Origin of the sequence: Iodidimonas muriae (genome assembly GCF_014647255.1) — a bacterium.
Lineage (GTDB): Bacteria > Pseudomonadota > Alphaproteobacteria > Sphingomonadales > Rhodothalassiaceae > Iodidimonas > Iodidimonas muriae.
In genome coordinates, this window is the sequence record NZ_BMOV01000009.1 from 12,009 (window position 1) to 31,656 (window position 19,648).

The 19,648-nt window shown below is 55.2% G+C and carries 13 protein-coding genes; 9 read left to right on the forward strand and 4 right to left on the reverse strand.

What is annotated here, in order from left to right:
- Positions 1 to 6: 6 nt before the first annotated feature.
- The 5 genes from IEX96_RS11630 (at position 7) to IEX96_RS11650 (ending at position 7,770) form a co-directional block, all read left to right on the forward strand.
- Entirely contained in the window at positions 7 to 1,584 is a 1,578-nt protein-coding gene (locus IEX96_RS11630) for a class I adenylate-forming enzyme family protein (protein WP_150006206.1), read from the forward strand.
- Complete coding sequence (locus tag IEX96_RS11635) at positions 1,581 to 2,441, forward strand: alpha/beta fold hydrolase (protein WP_150006205.1); 861 nt, start codon at positions 1,581 to 1,583, stop codon at positions 2,439 to 2,441. Before IEX96_RS11630 ends, IEX96_RS11635 begins: the two co-directional genes overlap by 4 nt.
- 319 nt (positions 2,442 to 2,760) lie before the next feature.
- The gene (locus IEX96_RS11640) at positions 2,761 to 3,843 is read left to right on the forward strand and encodes an efflux RND transporter periplasmic adaptor subunit (protein WP_188873972.1); all 1,083 of its coding nucleotides are present in this window, start codon (positions 2,761 to 2,763) and stop codon (positions 3,841 to 3,843) included.
- A gap of 9 nt (positions 3,844 to 3,852) precedes the next feature.
- Positions 3,853 to 6,975 (forward strand): efflux RND transporter permease subunit, encoded by a 3,123-nt coding sequence (locus IEX96_RS11645; RefSeq protein WP_188873973.1) that lies wholly within the window; start codon positions 3,853 to 3,855, stop codon positions 6,973 to 6,975.
- A gap of 99 nt (positions 6,976 to 7,074) precedes the next feature.
- Positions 7,075 to 7,770, forward strand: a complete 696-nt coding sequence (locus tag IEX96_RS11650) for an endonuclease/exonuclease/phosphatase family protein (RefSeq protein WP_188873974.1) — start codon at positions 7,075 to 7,077, stop codon at positions 7,768 to 7,770.
- Positions 7,771 to 7,841: 71 nt separating this feature from the next.
- Here the strand turns inward: IEX96_RS11650 and IEX96_RS11655 are convergent, their stop codons facing one another.
- The 3 genes from IEX96_RS11655 to IEX96_RS11665 form a co-directional block, all read right to left on the reverse strand.
- Positions 7,842 to 9,092 (reverse strand): threonine ammonia-lyase, encoded by a 1,251-nt coding sequence (locus IEX96_RS11655; protein ID WP_150006199.1) that lies wholly within the window; start codon positions 9,090 to 9,092, stop codon positions 7,842 to 7,844.
- A 72-nt stretch (positions 9,093 to 9,164) separates the two neighbouring features.
- On the reverse strand, positions 9,165 to 10,214 hold the full coding sequence (locus IEX96_RS11660) for a saccharopine dehydrogenase family protein (RefSeq protein WP_188873975.1): 1,050 nt from the start codon (positions 10,212 to 10,214) through the stop codon (positions 9,165 to 9,167).
- A gap of 102 nt (positions 10,215 to 10,316) precedes the next feature.
- Positions 10,317 to 11,825: a CoA-acylating methylmalonate-semialdehyde dehydrogenase gene (locus IEX96_RS11665; protein WP_150006198.1), complete on the reverse strand. Its 1,509-nt coding sequence runs from the start codon at positions 11,823 to 11,825 to the stop codon at positions 10,317 to 10,319.
- A 206-nt stretch (positions 11,826 to 12,031) separates the two neighbouring features.
- Here IEX96_RS11665 and hemB point away from each other — a divergent pair, with 206 nt between their 5' ends.
- The 4 genes from hemB (at position 12,032) to IEX96_RS11685 (ending at position 17,913) form a co-directional block, all read left to right on the forward strand.
- Positions 12,032 to 13,054: a porphobilinogen synthase gene (gene hemB, locus IEX96_RS11670; RefSeq protein ID WP_373293767.1), complete on the forward strand. Its 1,023-nt coding sequence runs from the start codon at positions 12,032 to 12,034 to the stop codon at positions 13,052 to 13,054.
- Between the two features lie 305 nt (positions 13,055 to 13,359).
- Positions 13,360 to 13,803 carry a PAS domain-containing protein gene (locus tag IEX96_RS11675; RefSeq protein ID WP_188873977.1) on the forward strand — a complete coding sequence of 148 codons (444 nt, stop codon included), beginning with the start codon at positions 13,360 to 13,362 and terminating at the stop codon, positions 13,801 to 13,803.
- A 120-nt stretch (positions 13,804 to 13,923) separates the two neighbouring features.
- Positions 13,924 to 15,723 carry an amidase gene (locus IEX96_RS11680; protein ID WP_150006196.1) on the forward strand — a complete coding sequence of 600 codons (1,800 nt, stop codon included), beginning with the start codon at positions 13,924 to 13,926 and terminating at the stop codon, positions 15,721 to 15,723.
- Positions 15,724 to 15,861: 138 nt separating this feature from the next.
- Positions 15,862 to 17,913 carry a sensor histidine kinase gene (locus IEX96_RS11685; RefSeq protein ID WP_150006195.1) on the forward strand — a complete coding sequence of 684 codons (2,052 nt, stop codon included), beginning with the start codon at positions 15,862 to 15,864 and terminating at the stop codon, positions 17,911 to 17,913.
- 69 nt (positions 17,914 to 17,982) lie between these two features.
- Here IEX96_RS11685 and IEX96_RS11690 read toward each other — a convergent pair whose 3' ends face one another.
- On the reverse strand, positions 17,983 to 19,479 hold the full coding sequence (locus IEX96_RS11690) for a capsule assembly Wzi family protein (protein WP_188873978.1): 1,497 nt from the start codon (positions 19,477 to 19,479) through the stop codon (positions 17,983 to 17,985).
- Positions 19,480 to 19,648: the final 169 nt, after the last annotated feature.

Genomic DNA, 19,648 nt, shown 5'->3' on the forward strand with positions numbered 1-19,648 from the left:
TTTGCCATGACTGTGCAAAATCATAAAAACCAATCCGGACCGGTGTCTTTCAAGGCACCGGCTCCGCTGCTTCCCGATTATCTCTCGCTTCATGCGCGGTGGCAGGCCGATCATCCGGCATTGATCACCAGCGACGGCTCTGTCAGTTGGGCAGACTTTGACAAAGCCACCAACCGCATTGCCAATGGCCTGAAAAAACAAGGGCTGGGACCGGGCGATCATGTGGCGGTGGTGATGAACAATGGCCGCGCCATGATGGAAGCCTTGTTCGGCATAATGAAAGCGGGCTGTTGTTCCGTGCCGCTCAATCTCTCTGTCAGTGATGATGCCCTAGCCGCCATGCTTGACGATTCCGGTGCGAAAGGGATCTTTGTCACCGATCAGCAACGCCCCCGGCTCGATGCCATTTTTCAAACGGCCAAAAGACCCGCTTTATGCGTCTGCGCCGATGAGGCCGCTGCCGAGTGGCTGTCCCTGTCCCAATGGATGGGCCGGTTTTTTGACACATCGCTTGCACTTGCCATTCCGCCCGATGCACCGTGCAATATCATTTATTCCTCTGGCACCACAGGCCTTCCAAAAGGCATTGTGCACAGCCATCAAGGCCGCCTGCACTGGGCCTATGATATTGCCCTTGCCTATGGCTATCGGGCCGGTGCCAAAAGTCTTTGCACCATCGGGCTTTATTCCAACATCATGTGGGCCGTGATGCTGGCCACCCTTTTGGGGGGCGGAACAGTGGTGGTCCATGATGCCTTTGATGCCAAACAGGCTCTTGACGATATCAAGCGCCTTCGCATTACCCACACCGCCATGGTGCCGGTGCAGTGGCAAAGGCTGGTGGATGCCGGGGCGGACACTCTAGGCCTTGCCAGCCTGCAATCGGCGATCACCGTTGGCTCTCCCATGCCCGTTGATCTTAAACGCCGGATATTGGCGCTGATGCCCACCGCATTTTTCGAGCTTTATGGCCTGACGGAAGGCATTTTGACGGTTCTGGCACCCGACGACATGACCAACCGCCTGACAAGTGTCGGCAGGCCCATTCCCGGATGCGACATTCGCCTGATTGACGATGAGGGCCATCCCTGCCCCCATGGAGAGGCAGGGGAAATTGTCAGCCGCGCCCGTTATGTGATGCCCGGTTATCTGAACCGGCCAGATGCCACCGAAGAAAGCCAGTGGCGTGATGAAAATGGCGATGTCTGGCTGCGAACCGGCGATGTGGGCCGTCTTGATGACAAGGGTTATCTGTATATTGTGGATCGTAAGAAAGACATGATCCTGTCCGGCGGCCAGAATATCTATCCCGCCGATATTGAAGCCATCTTGCTTCGCCATGATGCCGTAAGCGACTGTGCGGTGATCGGCGTGCCGGACGACCGTTGGGGAGAAACCCCCATTGCCATCGTGGTGGCGGCGGCCGCAATCACCGCTGAAGATTTGCAGCAATGGCTCAATGAACGGCTGGGCAAGCAACAACGGGTGCGGGCGATTGTGTTTGCCGATACGCTGCCCCGCAACCCCAATGGGAAAATTCTCAAGCGTGTTTTGCGCACGCAGCATCAGAAAGGGCGTCTATGACCGATTATCTGTCCCGCACTGTTATCAGCGCTGATGGTCTGCGTTTGCATTATCGTGACTATCCGAACGCAGAAACAACCGCCTTGCCCGTCCTGTGCTTGCACGGATTAACCCGCAACAGCGCCGACTTCCACGATCTGGCGCTGCATCTGGCCCCGCACTTTCGGGTGTTGGCAATGGATGTGCGTGGACGCGGCCTTTCCGAACATGACCCCAATCCTGAAAATTACCATCCCGGCACCTATGTCGCTGATGTCCTTGCCCTTTTGGCGCAAGAAAATATCTCGAAGCTGGTGGTGATCGGCACCTCCATGGGCGGATTGATCGGGATGGCACTGGCGGCGCAAAATCCGGACTTATTGTCGGGATTGGTGCTCAATGATATTGGTCCGGAGATCGATCCGGCGGGCCTTACGCGCATCAAGGGCTATGTGGGAGCGGTTGAACCCGCAAAAGATTGGGATGATGCCATCGCCCATATGAAGGCCATCAATGGCCAGGCCCTGCCCGGCTTGAGCCAGGCCCAATGGGAACGCTTCACACGCGGGCTTTACCATGAAAATGCCGATGGCCGGCCCGTTTTGGCCTATGATCCGGCCATCTCTATGGCGGTAAAGGCGGGAGAGGTGGCCCCGCCCTCCATGTGGGCACTTTATGAGGCCCTATCCGTCACGCCGGTCTTGGTGCTGCGCGGTACACAGTCGGATATTCTATCCACAAAAACCGTGCAAGACATGGTCCAGAAGCATCCGGATTGCACCGCCTGCAGCGTCCATAATCGCGGCCATGCGCCTTTATTGGATGAACCGGAAAGCCTTGCGGCCATCGATGCGTTTTTGAACCGCACGGCGCAATAGCCGTTTTGCACACAGGTCAAGCCTCTTATCCATGCTGTACGCCGCATGGATTTATATTCTTTTTCATCTTCTTATACGCCCAGATCATAAAACAGTGATATTGTGCCAAAAAGGCCGCAATGCATCACCTGCCGCTTGGCACAGGTGATGGATGAGGTGTAGGAAAAGAGTCACCAAATAAAACGCAGGGTTATCAGGGATGCGCTCGTATCAGAGTGCAAAGAGGGGGTGTGAAAGCGCCGATCACCCTTGGCCGCTTCTCCCCTGCGTCGCTAGTGTCTCGGATTTTTGTTACCCGTTCAAATGCATTGGGCCCGATATGTCACGTCTGATTTCCGTTATCCTTACCTTGTTCGCGCTAAGCATCCTTGGCGGAGGAATTTATTTATATGTCGCGCAAGGCGACATCGCAGACCAGCGCCGCTTTGGCGACAAAGCCATCCCCGTTCAGGCTGCTGAAATCACCACCCACCCCTTTGCCAACCGCATCGAGGCGATTGGCACCACCGAAGCCAATGAATCGGTGACCATCAGTGCCCGAGTCTCCGATACCATTGAAAGCGTGAATTTTTCCGATGGGGATATTGTGGAAAAAGGCGCCGTTCTGGTGCGCCTTAACCGGGCCGAACAAGAAGCATTACTGGCAGAAGCGGAAGCCACGATGCTGGAAGCCAAACAACAGCTGGAACGCACGCAGGATCTGGTGAAACGGGGCAATGCCTCGCTCGCCGTTCTGGACGAACGAGTGCGGCTGGTGGAATCGGCCACGGCCCAAGTGGCTGCAGCCAAAGCCCGCATCGCCGACCGTGTGGTGCGCGCGCCTTTTGCCGGTGTTCTGGGCGTCCGTCAGGTCAGCCCCGGCGCCCTTTTGTCACCGGGAACCCCCATCACCACTTTAGATGATGTGACCCCCATCAAGCTGGATTTCGCTGTTCCCGAACAGTTTATCTCCGCATTGAGCCGCGATCAAAGGGTGGTGGCCCGTGCTGCGGCCTATCCCGGCGAAACCTTCACAGGGAAAGTGACCAATGTCAGTTCCCGCGTTGATCCCGTTACCCGTGCCATCACCGTACGCGCAGAAATCGCCAATGAAGACAAACGCCTGCGCCCGGGCATGTTGCTTACCGTTGAAGTGATCAACAATGAACGCCTGGCTATTGCCGCACCGGAAGGGGCGATCATCCCAGTGGGTGAGGACCAGTTCGTCTTTGTTGTAAAATCCGACAATACGGTGGAACGTCGCCAAATCACTCTGGGGCTTCGCCGTCCCGGCGTGGTGGAAGTTTTATCCGGCTTGAAAGCGGGCGAATTTGTGGTCACTGCAGGAACCATGCGCTTGCGGCCCGGTATGACAGTAAAAGTACAAAATCGTGAGGCGCCCGTCGCCCGCCCCCAAGCCTGAGGTCTGGACATGATTCTCTCTGATATCTCTGTCAAGCGGCCTATTTTTGCCACGGTGATCAGCTTGTTGCTGGTGGCCTTCGGCATTATCAGCTTCACGCAATTGCCATTGCGCGAACTGCCCGATATCGACCCCCCGATTGTCAGTGTGAACACCAATTATCCCGGCGCTTCTGCTGCCGTGGTGGAATCGCGTGTCACACAGATTGTCGAGGATCGCATTGCCGGGATCGAGGGTATCAAATCCATCAGTTCCTCCAGTCGGGACGGCAGCTCGCGGGTGACTATCGAATTCACCCTGACCCGCGATATCGATGCCGCCGCCAATGATGTGCGCGACCGTGTCAGCCGCATTTTGAACAATTTGCCCGAAGAAGCCGATCCGCCGGAAATTTCAAAGGTGGACAGCGACACCGATGCCATCATGTGGTTTTCTCTGGTCAGCCCCGTACTGGATGTGATGCAGCTCACCGATTATGCGGATCGCTTCATTGTGGACCGTTTGTCTGTGGCTGATGGCGTTGCCACCGTTCGCATCGGTGGCCAACAGCGCTATTCCATGCGCGTTCATCTGGACCGGCAGGCCATGGCGGCGCGTAATCTTACAGCCACCGATATTGAAAACGCTTTGCGCAGTGAAAATGTCGAACTGCCTGCCGGACGGATTGAATCCACCGATCGTAATATTACCGTTCGGGTGGAGCGCGATTATAAAACCGCGCAGGATTTTTCCGAACTGGTTCTGGGGGTTGGTGATGATGGCCATCTGATCCGCTTGGGCGAAGTGGCCCGCGTGGAACTGGGGGCCGAAGACGACCAGAATTTTTTCCGGGGTAATGGTGCTGCCCGCGTGGGGTTGGGCATCATCCGCCAATCAACGGCCAACACGCTGGATGTGGCGAACGCCGTGCGTGCGGAAGTCGAGCGTATCCGCGAAACGCTGCCTGAAGGTATGGATCTGGATGAAAGCTTTGATGGATCAGTCTTTATCGCTGAAGCCATCGACGAGGTCTATGTAACCCTTGGCATCGCCATGGTTCTGGTGTTCCTTGTGCTTTATTCCTTCCTTGGCTCCTTGCGCACAGTGATCGTGCCTGCGGTAACGGTGCCGGTGTGCATTATTGCCGCCTTTACGGTGATGAGCCTGTTGGGGGTGACGCTCAATCTTTTGACCTTGCTTGCCCTTGTGCTGGCCATCGGGCTGGTGGTCGATGACGCGATTGTGGTTCTGGAAAATATCTATCGGCGCGTTGAAGCAGGTGAACCACGCCTTTTGGCGGCCTATCATGGGGCACGGCAGGTGGGCTTTGCGGTGATTGCCACCACCTTGGTGTTGATCGGCGTCTTTGTGCCCATCGCTTTTCTGGAAGGCAATGTGGGACGCCTGTTCTCGGAACTGGGCATCACATTGGCCACCACCGTCGCCTTCTCCAGTCTCGTCGCCCTGACCCTTACCCCCATGATGTGCTCAAAGCTGTTGCGCCGCACAGGCCCGAAGGGCTGGGTGAATGCCCATGTGGATGATGGCTTTGAAAAGCTGCGGCGTGGCTATCAAAACGCGCTCACCTATTGCTTTCACAACAAAGCCATTATCCTGTTGCTGTTCGCTGCGATCACGGCATCGATCGTGGGGCTTGTAAACGCCATTCCCAATGAGCTTGCCCCCCGCGAAGACCGTGGCTCTTTCTTCCTCGTTGCCCGTGGCCCTGAAGGGGCTGGCTTCAACTATATGCGCGAGCAAATGGATGAGGTCGAAAAGCGCGCCATGTATCTGGTGAACGAAACAAAAGAAGCGCGGATTGTGATTGTGCGCGCCGATGGCGACAATTCGGGCTTTGCGGTGATTGTGTTGAAGCCCTGGTCCGAACGGAAGCGCAGCGCTGATGAAATCATCGCCGAATTGCGTGGCCGGTTGGCCTCTATGACCGGAGTAAGCGTGTTCATCAATATGCGCCAAGGTATTTCTGCTGGCGGCGGACGCGATCCGGTGAATTTCGTGGTCGGCGGCAATACCTATGAAGAACTGGCGAAAATTCGCACCATTCTGGAAGAGGAAGCAGCAAAACTGCCCCTGATCGGCGTGGATACCGATTATCGGGAAACACAACCGCAAATACGCGTTGCCATTGACCGCGACCGTGCGGCGGATCTGGGTGTGTCAGTGTCCACCATCGGCCGCACTCTGGAAACCATGCTTGGCGGCCGCCGGGTCACCACCTTTGTGGAACGGGGCGAAGAATATGATGTGATCGTACGTGCCGATGACAGCAATCGCCGCGAGCCATCGGACCTGACCAATATCTATGTGCGGTCGGACCGGTCCGGGGATTTGATCCCTCTATCCAATGTGATCACCTTGCGTGAACAAGCGGCCAGCGCGACGCTCAATCGCTATAACCGGGTGCGCGCCCTGACGCTGACTGCACAGCTTGCCGATGGCTATTCGCTGGGCGAAGCCTTGGCGGATCTTGAAAATGTGGTGCGAGAAAGCCTCCCCGATGTGTCTTCCATTGATTACAAAGGGGAAAGCCGCGAACTCAAAGAAGCGGGCAATGCAGTTCTCTTCACATTCGCCATGGCCTTTCTGGTGGTGTTCCTGATTTTGGCAGCCCAGTTTGAAAGCTTCATCCATCCCTTCGTGATTATGCTGACGGTGCCTTTGGCAGCGGCCGGCGGGCTTTTGGGGCTCTATCTTTCGGGATCAACGCTGAATATCTACAGCCAGATCGGCCTTGTGATGCTGATCGGGCTGGCGGCAAAGAACGGTATTCTGATCGTGGAATTCGCCAATCAGCTTCGTGATGAAGGCCTTGAAATCCGCGATGCCGTTATTGAGGCGTCCCTGATCCGCTTGCGCCCGATCATCATGACCAGCCTGTCCACCGTGATGGGCGCGGTTCCCCTGATCATGGCAACCGGACCGGGCTCGGCCAGCCGTCTGACCATCGGCGTGGTGATTTTTGCAGGCGTCTCCATTTCCACCGTCCTGACGGTGTTCATGGTGCCCGTGTTCTATGATATGCTTGCGAAATATACACGCTCGCCCGGTTATGAAGCCGCGCGTCTTAAAAAGCAGCAAGAAGAACGTGCCCAAACCGGAACCATCGGGGCACAAGGCACGCCGGCCGAATAATCTGCGGGCTTGATCAGATCACGACAAAAAGGCGGGCATCTTGATCCCGCCTTTTTTCATTATATGTCTATAGGAATAACCAACCAACAGGAGACCGTTTTGGGCCGCTTGCGCGTTGCCAGCTATAATGTCCATAGCTGTATCGGTATTGATCGCCGCTTTGCCCCCGAACGCATTGCCGAGGCCCTGCTGGATATTGATGCCGATGTGGTGGCCTTGCAGGAATTGGGCTGGCATCATCGCGGATTGAGCAATTTTGACCAATTCGCCTATCTTGAAAAAATGACCGGCTATCACGTCATTCAAGGCCCAACGAAGCTCCATAACCGCGCCCATTATGGCAATGCGATTTTGATGCGCGAAGCGGCACATACCCATCAGCTTATGGATCTGTCCTGGCCGCTGCATATTCCACGGGGCTGCATCCTTGCCCATACCCACTGGAAAGGCGAGCCGCTGGTGGTCATCAATGTGCATTTGGGGCTAACCCCTTGGGACAGACGACGCCAGCTCAAACAATTGGTTCATGAAATTCAAGGCCATCGCAATAGCCATGTGGTGCTGATGGGCGATTTCAACAATTGGAAACCGGCTTCCATGATGTTCAAGCCGCTGTCGCAGCTTTTACCGGAATGTACCGACCAGCCCACCTTTCATACACGCAAGGCCCATGCACCGCTGGACCGCATTTATCTATCGCCGGGCCTGCATTTTGATACGGTCAATGTATGGCGCACCGCCGTTACCGCGAAAGCCTCGGATCATCTGCCCATCGTGGCCGATATCCGCTTTTAACCTTGAAAATGAAAGAGGCAGACCGCCTGTGCGCCCTGCCCCTTCGTCCCGTTTAACGATCGCCGGAAAAATCAGCCGCGCATGGCCATAGCGCCAGAGGTATCGGTCACTTCCAGACCGGCATCTTCCAAAGCCTTCACCAAGCGTTCGCCATGCATCCTGTCTTTGGTTTCCACAACCAATTCAATCTCGGTGTATTTCACCGGAGCCGTGGCAAATTGCCGTTGATGATACACTTCGGCGATATTTCCGCCCACCTTGCCGACGATCGCCGTCACCCGCGCCAAGGCGCCGGGCAAGTCCAGCGTCGTGACCTTCAGACGGGAAATGCGTCCATCGCGCACCATCCCGCGCATCACGCAAAAAGATAAGGTTCGCGGGTCGATATTGCCACCGCACAAAGGCAGCCCCACCTTTTTGCCCCTGAACAGATCGGGGAATTGCAACACCGCCGCCAAACCGGCAGCGCCTGCCCCTTCCACCACCACTTTTTCGATTTCCATCAGGGCATCAATGGCATCTTCGATCATCGATTCCTTGACGATCAGAATATCATCCACCAATTGTCGCACCACCTCGCGGGTGATTTGGCCGGGCTTTTTCACAGCGATCCCTTCGGCAATGGTGACCTTTGTGGGATGGATTTCGCGGCCTTCAAGCGCCGCCTTCATCGCCGGATAGGCTTCGGTCTGAACGCCCAGGATCTTGATATCGGGCTTGATATGCTTGGCCGCAACGGCAATCCCCGAAATCAGCCCGCCACCGCCAATGGGCACCACAAGAACATCCAGATCCGGAAAGGCCTGCAAGAATTCGACAGCCAATGTGCCTTGGCCAGCCATCACCAAAGGATCATCGAACGGGTGGATGAACACCTGCCCTTCCTTGGCTTCCAGTTCCCTTGCGGCATCGGTGGATTCCGCCAGCGTTTCCCCGCTTAATACCACGGTCGCTCCCAAGCGTTCGGTATTGCGCACCTTGGTAAAGGGTGTGCCTTCGGGCATAAAAATGGTGGCGGGGATACCCAGCCGGTTGGCATGATAAGCCACGCCTTGCGCGTGATTTCCCGCCGACATGGCAACAATGCCGCGCGCCCGCTCTTCCGGCGTCAAGGCCGTGAGACGGTTGAGCGCCCCACGCTCTTTAAAAGATGCGGTGAATTGGAAAATCTCGAACTTCAACGCGATATCCGCCCCCGTCAGCGCCGACAATGTTTCAGACCGCGTGGCCGGGGTGTTGAGAACAGCCCCCTGAATGGTGCGCGCAGCATCTTCGATATCGGAAAAAGAGATGGGCAAGGGAGGCAATGAACTGGCAGTCATAAACTTTACCTGATTTAGGATGTGGGAACGATCAAAGACACAGGGCAGACGGAAAGACAGACACAAAGAGAGTCACTCAAGATCCTGACGCGCACAGTGCGCGAACTGAAGGATAAAATCCGCTCCATATTGCAAGGATGGCGTGCGAAATCCAGCCAAGACATCGCCAGCCTCGATACGCCTTACAATCTCGAGCGTTGTCATGGCTGTCAGGCTGTATCCTTCCGGCGTGGTAAGAACCGTGCGTCTGGTTTCGCCCGTCGCATTTTTTACAATCCCAAGCATATGAGAGCGCCCTGCCATGCGTTCTTCAGTTGTCGGGCCTGCCGGGCGTTGACCAATTTTGCGCTTTAAAAAGCCTTGCGCCGGCGCTGTGGACAAGAGCCAACGCATCACCAACCCCATCTTTGCCATCTGCTTTAAGGCGCCGGTCTTTTCAAAAAATACGGTGATATCGGGAATCCCCGTTGAATGCCAAGCGGTAGACACATCGCCCCAAGAAACGGAAATCCCTTGCTTGGTGATGCCATCGGGGAAATGAAATACTTTTTCTTCCGGCTGGTCCAGATCAACGATGCGGTTATAACGGCGTGCCCGACGGCTTTTTTTCAGGCCCTCGATACCGGTTTTCGCCGTGCCCCGGGACATTTTATTAAGACCCGTGATCACCAGTTCCAAAGACGTGGCATCAGGCAAACGGGCTTTCATATGGGCAGCCAGACAATCAGAAGGCACCACATCGAAACCGCAACCGGGCATCAGCATCACGCCCACCGCTTTGGCTTCACAATTGCGGGCGGCCAGCGCTTCAAACACATCGATTTCACCGGTGATGTCCAGATAATGGGTGCCGGTTTTGATACAGGCATCGGCCATGGGTTTTGATGTGGCGGAAAACGGTCCGGCAAGATGCAGGACACTGTCCACATCCTGAAGAGCTGCGTGCAGCTTTTCCGTTTCATCCAGAGAAAAGGCTGTCCAGTCAAAGCCATGACGTTCGGCAATAGCCCGCGTTTTTTCTTCGTTCCGGCCTGCAACAATTGGCGACAAACCGGCTTTTGCGGCTTCTTCGGCAACAAGCTGCCCGGTATATCCCGTCACCCCATAGATCAGCACCGTCATCCCTTTTCTCCTGTCAAAAATTCGGCGCCGAAGACCGTCGATGCACGATATGAACCGACGGCACTCTCTTGTTGCCGCCGGTTTTCATATCGCTTTCGTCGATTAGTCGTTCAGCGTGGGGATGAAAAAATCCGCTCCGGCCCGCACGCCCGTGGGCCAACGGCTGGTGACTGTCTTGGTCTTGGTGTAAAAATGCACACCCGCCGTTCCATGCTGGTTGGTATCGCCAAAAGCCGATTGTTTCCAGCCGCCAAAGGTGTGGAAGGCCACCGGCACCGGGATCGGCACATTGATCCCGACCATGCCCACTTCCACCCGGTCGGCATATTCCCGCGCCGCATCACCATCACGGGTGAAGATGGATGTTCCATTGCCGTAACGGTGCTTGCTGGGCAATTCCATCGCTTCTTCAAAGGATTTGGCCCGAACGATCTGCAACACCGGACCGAAAATTTCATCCTGATAGCTTTGCATATCGGCGGTGACCTTATCGAACAGGCTGGCCCCCATGAAAAAGCCCTTTTCATAGCCTTGGGTTTGACAGCGATAATCGCGGCCATCCACAATCAGTTCGGCCCCTTCGCGTTCCCCCATATCAATATAGCTTTTCACTTTTGCATGATGCTCGGCAGAGACCAGCGGCCCCATTTCCATTGCCGGATCAAGGGACGGACCGATTTTCAATTCGGCAATGCGGGGTTTCAAACCTTCGATAATGGCATCGGCCACTTTATCGCCCACCGGCACCGCAACGGGATTGGCCATGCAGCGCTCTCCCGCCGAGCCATAGGCCGACCCAATCAGGCTATCCACCACCAGATCAATATCCGCATCGGGCATGACGATCATATGGTTTTTGGCACCGCCCATGGCCTGCACCCGTTTCCCGGCTTGTGTGCCGCGGGCATAAACATAATGGGCAATGGCCGTGGACCCCACAAAGCTGACAGCTTCAATATCGGCATGGTCAAGGATCGCATCCACCGCCACTTTATCGCCATTGACCACATTCAGAACGCCTGCGGGCGCACCGGCTTCCAGCATCAGTTCCGCCAAGCGCAGGGGCACCGACGGGTCTTTTTCCGATGGTTTCAAGACCACCGTATTGCCGCACGCAATGGCAATACCGAACATCCACATGGGGATCATGGCGGGGAAATTGAACGGCGTGATACAAGCCACAACGCCCAAAGGCTTGCGCATGGAATAGACATCCAGCCCCGAAGCCACGCCATTGGAATATTCGCCCTTCATGAAATGCGGAATACCACAGGCAAATTCGATCACCTCAAGGCCACGTTGCACATCGCCCTTGGCATCTTCAAAAACCTTGCCATGTTCCGACGCCAGCAGCCGCGCCAGATTATCCTTATCGGCCGTGGCCAGTTCCAGAAATTTGAACATCACGCGGGCACGGCGCACCACCGATGTTTGCGACCAGCCCGGAAAAGCGGCTTTGGCCGCAGCCACAGCGTCATTCACTTCCACGGCAGAGGCCAGCGGTGTCTTTCCCTGCACCTCGCCAGTTGAAGGGTTGAAGACATCGTGAAATTTTCCAGAACTGCCTTCTACCTTGTTTCCGGCAATGAAATGCGTATGAACTGCGGTCATATTGGTCCCCATCGAATGTGGTTGTTATATCTGTCGGGTTATACGCCTTTTGAACGACAAGGAAAAGCCGTGCGACCATATGCAGCCACACCCGATTATAATCTTTTCAAAAGCGCCGAACGGCTTCTCAAAACCCGTTTCCCGATGGTATGAAACAGCCACCCCTACCACAATCAACCCACAATCAACGAAGTTTGAAGGACCGCATGATGACCCAGCTTTTTCCCGGACGCTTTCCCGCCACCCGGCTCCGGCGGACACGCGCTGAAAGCTGGTCGCGCCGTCTTGTGGCCGAAACGGCCCTGTCCCCCAATGATTTGATCTGGCCCGTCTTTGTTACCCATGGCGACAGGAACGAACCGATCGCCTCCATGCCCGGTGTCGAACGCTACAGCCTTAAAAATATCGGACGCGCCGCAAAGGAGGCATATGATCTGGGTATTCCGCTGATCGCGCTGTTTCCTTATACCGAGCCCGACAAACGCAGCGATGATGGCCGCGAAGCCTGTAATATGGATAATCTGGTCTGTCGCGCCATTGGCGAAATCCGCAGCCATGCCCCGGATATCGGCGTGATGGCCGATGTGGCGCTGGACCCCTATACCAGCCACGGCCAAGACGGCCTTGTGGATGACATGGGCCGCATTCTCAATGATGAAACCGTCGCCGTACTGTGCCGCCAGGCTATCACACAGGCGCGGGCGGGCTGCCACATGATTGCCCCGTCCGACATGATGGATGGACGCATCGGCACGATCCGAAGCGCCCTTGACGAGGAAGGGTTCCAGGCGGTGCAGATCATGTCTTATGCCGCCAAATACGCATCGGCCTTTTACGGCCCGTTTCGGGATGCTGTGGGATCTCGCGGTGTTTTGAAGGGCGACAAGAAAACCTATCAGATGGACCCGGCAAACAGTGAAGAAGCCCTGCGCGAAGTGGCAATGGATCTGGCAGAAGGGGCCGATAGCGTGATCGTGAAGCCCGGCATGCCCTATCTGGATATTGTCAGCCGCGTCAAACAACAGTTCGGCGTGCCCACCTTCGCTTATCAAGTGTCGGGCGAATATGCCATGCTGGTTGCTGCGGCCCAAAGCGGCGCGCTGGAGCACGATGCTGCAATATTTGAATCGCTTTTGGCCTTCAAACGCGCCGGTGCCGACGGGATCTTGAGCTATTTTGCGCCCAAGGCCGCCCGGATTTTAATGCAGCACGACACCATCAAACCATAAAGCTAAGTTTCGCGCCCCTCCCTGTGCAATATAAAGAGACATGGGGAGGCCCTTCCCGAAAATTTGACCAAACAAAGAATAGACACATTTATATTTATAGATGATCAAACCATCTAATCTGGAACACATTGGGCACTAATTGAGCAAACGCGAAAAATTAACAAATCGTTAAATATACATTTTCATTTCTTGTTTTCTATATTTATGTAACAGAGCGTGGTCTTTCGTGTTGCGTAACAGGAGTTAGGATGAACATGCTGTTCGAAAAGCATATTGTGAGCTCTCCTGTACATCTTAGGCGCGACATGCTCCGCGAGCTTTTCACTTATTGGAATTCATTGCGGAACGGTCGCTTTGCCCCCTCGCGGAATGATATTTGCCCGTCCCATATTCCAAGGCTTTTGCGCCATATCCTGTTGGTGGACGTGGCCGAAGGTCAGCACAAACTACGGGTGCGTTTGATGGGAACACGCCTTGTCAATTGTTTTGACCGGGACCTTACGGGGCAAATCCTGCAAAATACGGGAAGCGATCCCTTGGGCAGTGTTTTGGCCGGATATTGCCGCTCTGCCTTGCAAGAACGCCATCCCGTGGCCTTCGGGCCAATGCAATGCCATATGCAAGACAATGATGTCTTGATCCATGAAACTTTGGCTTTGCCCTTATCCGCCGACATGATGCGCATCAATATGATTCTGATGGGTATTTCCAGCCAGCCCCGTTCGGCTATCGGCCCTCTGGCCGGGTGACCGCCTCTCTGATCCGCCGTCTTACCTCCTCACCCATCCTTGAATGATGATGGCTTGCACTGCGCCCACAAGGCTGCAAAAGTCCTGACGAAGTCGGGAATAATTGCAAGGGGGTCCGTTATGACAAAGCCAACCATTTCTTCCATCAGCCAACAGGTGTCTTCATCCGGTCAAACACGCCGCGCGGTTTTGTTTGGCGGCGCGGCGATGGGCCTTGCCGGGGCGACGGCCTCTCTTGCCCAACAATCGGGCCCGGCCAACCCGGATGCCAAAGCCGCAAAAATGAACGAAGGCATCGTCTCTCAATGCGAGCGCATGATGGATCTGGCCTATACGGACGAGGAACGCGCCCAGATTATTGCCACCATGGACGATCAGCTGGAAAATATTCGCGCGGTGCGGGATATCCATTTTGAAAATAGCGATGCGCCCGCAACCGTGTTCAATCCACGTCTGCCCGGCATCTCCTATCCCGAACAAGGATTTGGCGTGACCAATGCCATAACGCGCGACAAAGCCATACCGAACAGCGCCGAAGAAATCGCCTTTGCCCCGGTCACCGATCTCGCCCATTGGATCAAAACCGGTCAGATATCCTCAACGGATCTGACCCAGATTTATCTGGACCGTATCCAGCGTTACCGCCCAATGCTGGAAAATTTCATCACCGTCACAGCGGATCTGGCACTTGCACAAGCAAAACGGGCGGATGAGGAAACCGCCAATGGCACATGGCGCGGCCCCTTGCACGGCATTCCCTATGGCCTAAAAGACATCATCGACACCAAAGACATCCCCACCACCTGGGGCGCCACTCCCTTTTCCGAACGCGTGGCAAAACATGATGCCAGCATCGTTAAAATGCTGGAAAAAGCCGGTGCAGTTTTGTTGGGCAAAACCACCAATGGCGCATTGGCTTATGGGGATATCTGGTTTGATGGCGTCACCCGCAATCCGTGGAACCCACGTGAAGGCTCGTCCGGCTCCTCGGCCGGATCGGCCTCTGCCACGGCGGCGGGCTTATGCGCCTTTTCCATTGGCACCGAAACCCTTGGCTCCATCGTCAGCCCCTCGGCGCGCTGCGGAACAACAGGATTGCGCCCCAGCTTTGGCCGAGTGCCCCGCACGGGAGCCATGGCGCTGTGCTGGTCGCTGGATAAACTAGGGCCGATCTGCCGGTCTGTCGCGGATACGGCTTTGGTGCTGGATGCCATCAATGGCCATGATGCTGGCGATCCGGGGAACGTCCTTCACGGCTTTGAATGGGATGCCCAAACCCCCGTCGAAGGCATGCGGCTGGGCTATGATCCGAAATGGTTTGAAGCCGGAAATGCGATTGACCGGGAGGTGCTGGAAGCCGCCCGATCTTTGCCCATTACCCTTGTGGAAATGTCGCTTCCCGATTGGCCCTATGGGACTTTGCTGCCACAATTGGAAGCGGAAGCCGCCGCGGCCTTTCAAGAACTGACCCTAAGCAACCGCGATGACGAACTGGTTTGGCAAGAAGAAAACGCCTGGCCCAATAGCTGGCGGCGGGCACATTTCTTTTCCGCCGTGGATCTGGTGCAAGTGGATCGTTTCCGCAGGCGCGTCATGCATATGATGCATCAGAATTTTGCGGGTCTTGATGCCATTTTAAGCCCCAATTTCGCTGGTGGTCTTTTGGTGATTACCAATTATACCGGCCATCCTTGCCTGACATTGCGGGCCGGATTTGCCGATACGCTCACCCGCACGGCTTATGGCCAACCCAAGCCGGAGCAGCCTGAAAGCGTATCTGTTCCCCATAATGTCACCCTATGGGGGCCTTTGTTCGAAGAACGCAAACTCCTCACTTTAGGCGCTGCTTTGGAGAAAAAACTGGCGGTTGCTGCCAAGCGACCACCCTTGGAGACGTGGCGCGCCACATTGGACCTGTGACAGTGATCCGAACTGCATTGGGACAAATTCTGACGAAATTTACCAAAAAATTACAATTCTGCGTAAGCATTCCAATTATTCTGGATTGAACAAATGGTTGCATTTTATCTGCCCGTTTTTATGCCGTGAAAGACTGCTATGCTAAACACCAAAACCGCGCGAAGATCACGTCCTTGGGGCACGGTTTTGGTGGCGACCATTGTTGTTGTCAGCGCGGCCTTTTTCAGTTGGGAGCTTGAAAAAGAAGCGTCCCAACGACGCCATCAGCAAGAGCGCATGGCCACATCTGAGCAGCTGAATGCCATTGGCGCCCGCATTCAAGGCACCATACTGCATGATATTGCCCTTACCACAGGCCTTGCGGTTGAAATCGCCATCAATCCCGATAGTGCATCCGATGAATTTTCCCGCTACGCTGGTGTGTTGCTTAGCAATAGCGACACCACCATTGTCCACACCGCAGTGACGCAAAATTTAAAGATCACAAAAGTTTATCCGCTGGCTGGAAATGAGGAAATCCTGGGGGTGGATTATAGAGATTATCCCGTCCAGTTGAAAATCATCGAAACCACCATGAAATACCGGGCACCCTTTGTTTCCGGCCCGTACGACCTTATCCAAGGCGGGACCGCCTTTATTATCCGCATGCCAATCCTTGATGAATATGAAGGAGGAAACAGCTTCATTTCATCCGTATTGGATTATCAGTCCCTTCTCGACCGCACGGGGTTGTCCGACCAGAACCACCCTTTGGCGGTCACTATCTCGGCCATTAATCCAGATGAAAAAGAAGGCCGGCGTTTTTTTGGCGATGCCCAAATCCTTGACCAAGCGCCTGTTTATATGACGCTTCAATTTCCCGTAGGATCATGGGAAATCGCGGCACTTCCCAAAAACGGATGGGCCGAAACATCCCCCCGCTTCGCCAATATACTTCCTCTGCCGCTCCTGACCCTGATTGCCGCCATTGCAGTGTGCTATTTCAAAATACGACGGGACAAAGAAAGCGCAAAGGCAACCAGGATTCTGCAGCAATCCGTCAAGCGGTTCCGGTCATTATTTGAAAATGCCAGCGACGGTATTTTCATTATCGAACAAGACCGCGGCCATATCCTTAACGCCAATGAAAAAGCCGCCCAGCTGTTGGGGGCATCGCCCGAAGCTTTGAAAAACCGGCTCTTCAAGAACCAGTTTTCCACACAAAACGACAAAAGCATCGCAACCAATAAAAACGAGACAACCGACCTGAGCAACGATGCCACCTTGCCCGGCTTATTCCAGACACGCCTTATACGAGACGATGGCAAAACCATTCCCGTCGAAATCAGCACAGCCAAAATCGAAGATGGCGATACACCCTTGATTATCGCCCATATGCGCGACATCACCATACGATCACGCTATGAAGCGGAACTGGATTCAGCGCGTCTTGCGGCAGAACGTGCCAATGACCTGAAATCACGCTTTCTCGCCAATTTCAGCCATGAAATCCGCACACCGCTCAATGCCATTGTCGGTTTTTCGGAAATCATGCGTAAGGGCATGTTCGGAGAGATCAAACCCACGCGCTATGCGGAATATGCGGAAGACATCCACCATAGCGGCAAGCATCTTTTGGAGATCATCAACGACATTCTCGATCTCTCTCGTATTGAGGCCGGCGAAATGCCCCTTGCGATGGAATGGATCGATCTGTCGTCCTTTTTGGAAGACTGTAAAAGGATCACAGCGCAGCTTGCCAAAGAGAAAACCATTTCCTTCGCCTGCATCCCAACCACGGCGCCAGTGATGATCTATGCAGATCCGGGACGCCTGCGGCAAATTCTGATCAATCTGATCGGCAATGCCATAAAATTCACCCTCCCCGGTGGCTCGGTAGAGGTCAGCGGTATTGTTATGGAAAATGGCGGTGTTGATCTGATCGTACGCGATACCGGCATTGGCATGTCGGAGAAGCATCTCAAGGATGCGATGCGCCCCTTTGGCCAAATTGCTTCGAAGAAATCCGTCGATCAATCCGGCACCGGCCTTGGATTGACCCTTTCACGGGCTTTGTGCCAATTGCAAAATATTCAATTTTCGATCGAATCAGAGCAGGATGAAGGCACGATTGTGCGTCTGTGTGTGATGCCGGATCAAACAAAACTGACGGCCATGCCCCACGCCATCAGCAATTTGGCAAACACATAAGCCCCCCCTCACCCGCTTTGCCAGATCACTGACGCGTCAGGTATGTGCGCATCGGGTCTGTGTCTGGCCTTAAAACCGCCAGCGCAGGCTCGCTTCAACCTGGGCATCGAAGGGACTGCGGCCCGGCGTGTTCGGACGGTCATCCATCAAGCGCACTTCGACCCGCCCTTCGCCCCAATCGAAGGGAATTTGCGACCCCATTTCCACCAAATTGACCACTTCCCGGTTGCTGCTCACCTCGTTGCGCGGCCCATCCGAGCGGTTCACCTTGGCATAGCGATACCGTAGCCAATAATTGCGGCTTTGGCGGTCAATGGCCGTGGCTTCCAGCGTTATCAAGGTGCTGTCGGTGCTCAATGTATGACCGATGGTGCGGTCGAGAAACTCGAACCCATCGGTGAAAATGAAGTTACTGAAGGTCACATTATTCAACGGATCACCGCCCAGACCGAAAATATTGCCCGCCTTGGTATCCGCCGCTTCCGTACGCAACCGCCATTGAAGCTGCTGGCTTTCCCAATAGCCGCCAAGGGTTGCGCCCACCGACAGGCTGTATTTATCCACAATGGGCTGGTTTTCATCTTCAGCGATGGTTTCCGCATAAAGTCCATATGTCATGGAGCCGATCACCCCACTATAGCGAATATCCGCCCCGGCGATCTGGTTCCCCGGTTCATCGGTGGTTCCGGTATTGTCACGGTCACCCAGGCCAATCAGCGCGTCCGTCCAGTTGGAAAAGCCGCAGGACCGGCCTTGGCCACAGGTTTGGATGGCCCGACTAAAGCTGATATCCAGCCGGTCAATGGGCTGAAGAGACACCCGAATATGCGCCACCACCGGATGATTGATATCGGTGCGCGTTTCCCCACCATCCAGCCGACCAACCGTCAGATTGACATTCCAGTTGCCGAGCCAGCTGAGCCATTTCGTTTCAAAAGGTTTGGGGTCGAGCCTTTGAATACCAACTTTCGGATAGGGCCGCGCATTATTGGACAGGATCATACCGGAATCCCAGCCACCACCCCACCACTGATCGACCGTACCCGCATAGGCCACCCAATTTCCCAATGCGGCGGCAAAATAGCTGTTATCAAAGTTAATATCTTTGCCCGGTTGGCCATCGCGCCAGCCCACACTCAGCTTGGCATAGCTGGCACCCCAGTGCTTTTCAGCCGACACCCCCGCTTCGGCATTTTCACGCACACCGCCATCAAAGCCACGCACCATTTTTTCGCGGCTGGTGGCCCCCGCATGGGCTTCCATACCCATGGAACGATAATCTTTTGTGCTTGGTGCACCGGCGCGCACCCGCGCAAGCGCTGCCTCCACATGGGGGGGAAAGGCACGATCCGGCATCTCGGCTATGCTGCGCATCACCTGCGCCCAAGGCAGCGGCCACATGGTGGTTGGGCCATCAATGATGTTATAGGCTGCCAACAGCTCGATATCGGTGCGCATCCGGGCATCACCGGCCTCGATCCACGGTTCTGCCATTGCTTGCGACGCAAGCAGGGCCACCATAGCCCCGCCAGTCCAACCCCAAAACCGTTGCCGCGCACCCGCCATTTTCAAACCTTCCCACATCACTGTTTGAAGGCTTGATAGCACAGCCAGACAAACACGCCACAGGCTTTTGATTGCAAAGCAAAGGCCTTCCGCCAATGGCGGCCTTGTTCTAAGGAAGGTAATGGTTATCTCGCGGCCTTGGCCACTGTTCACTTATGGCCAAAACGCT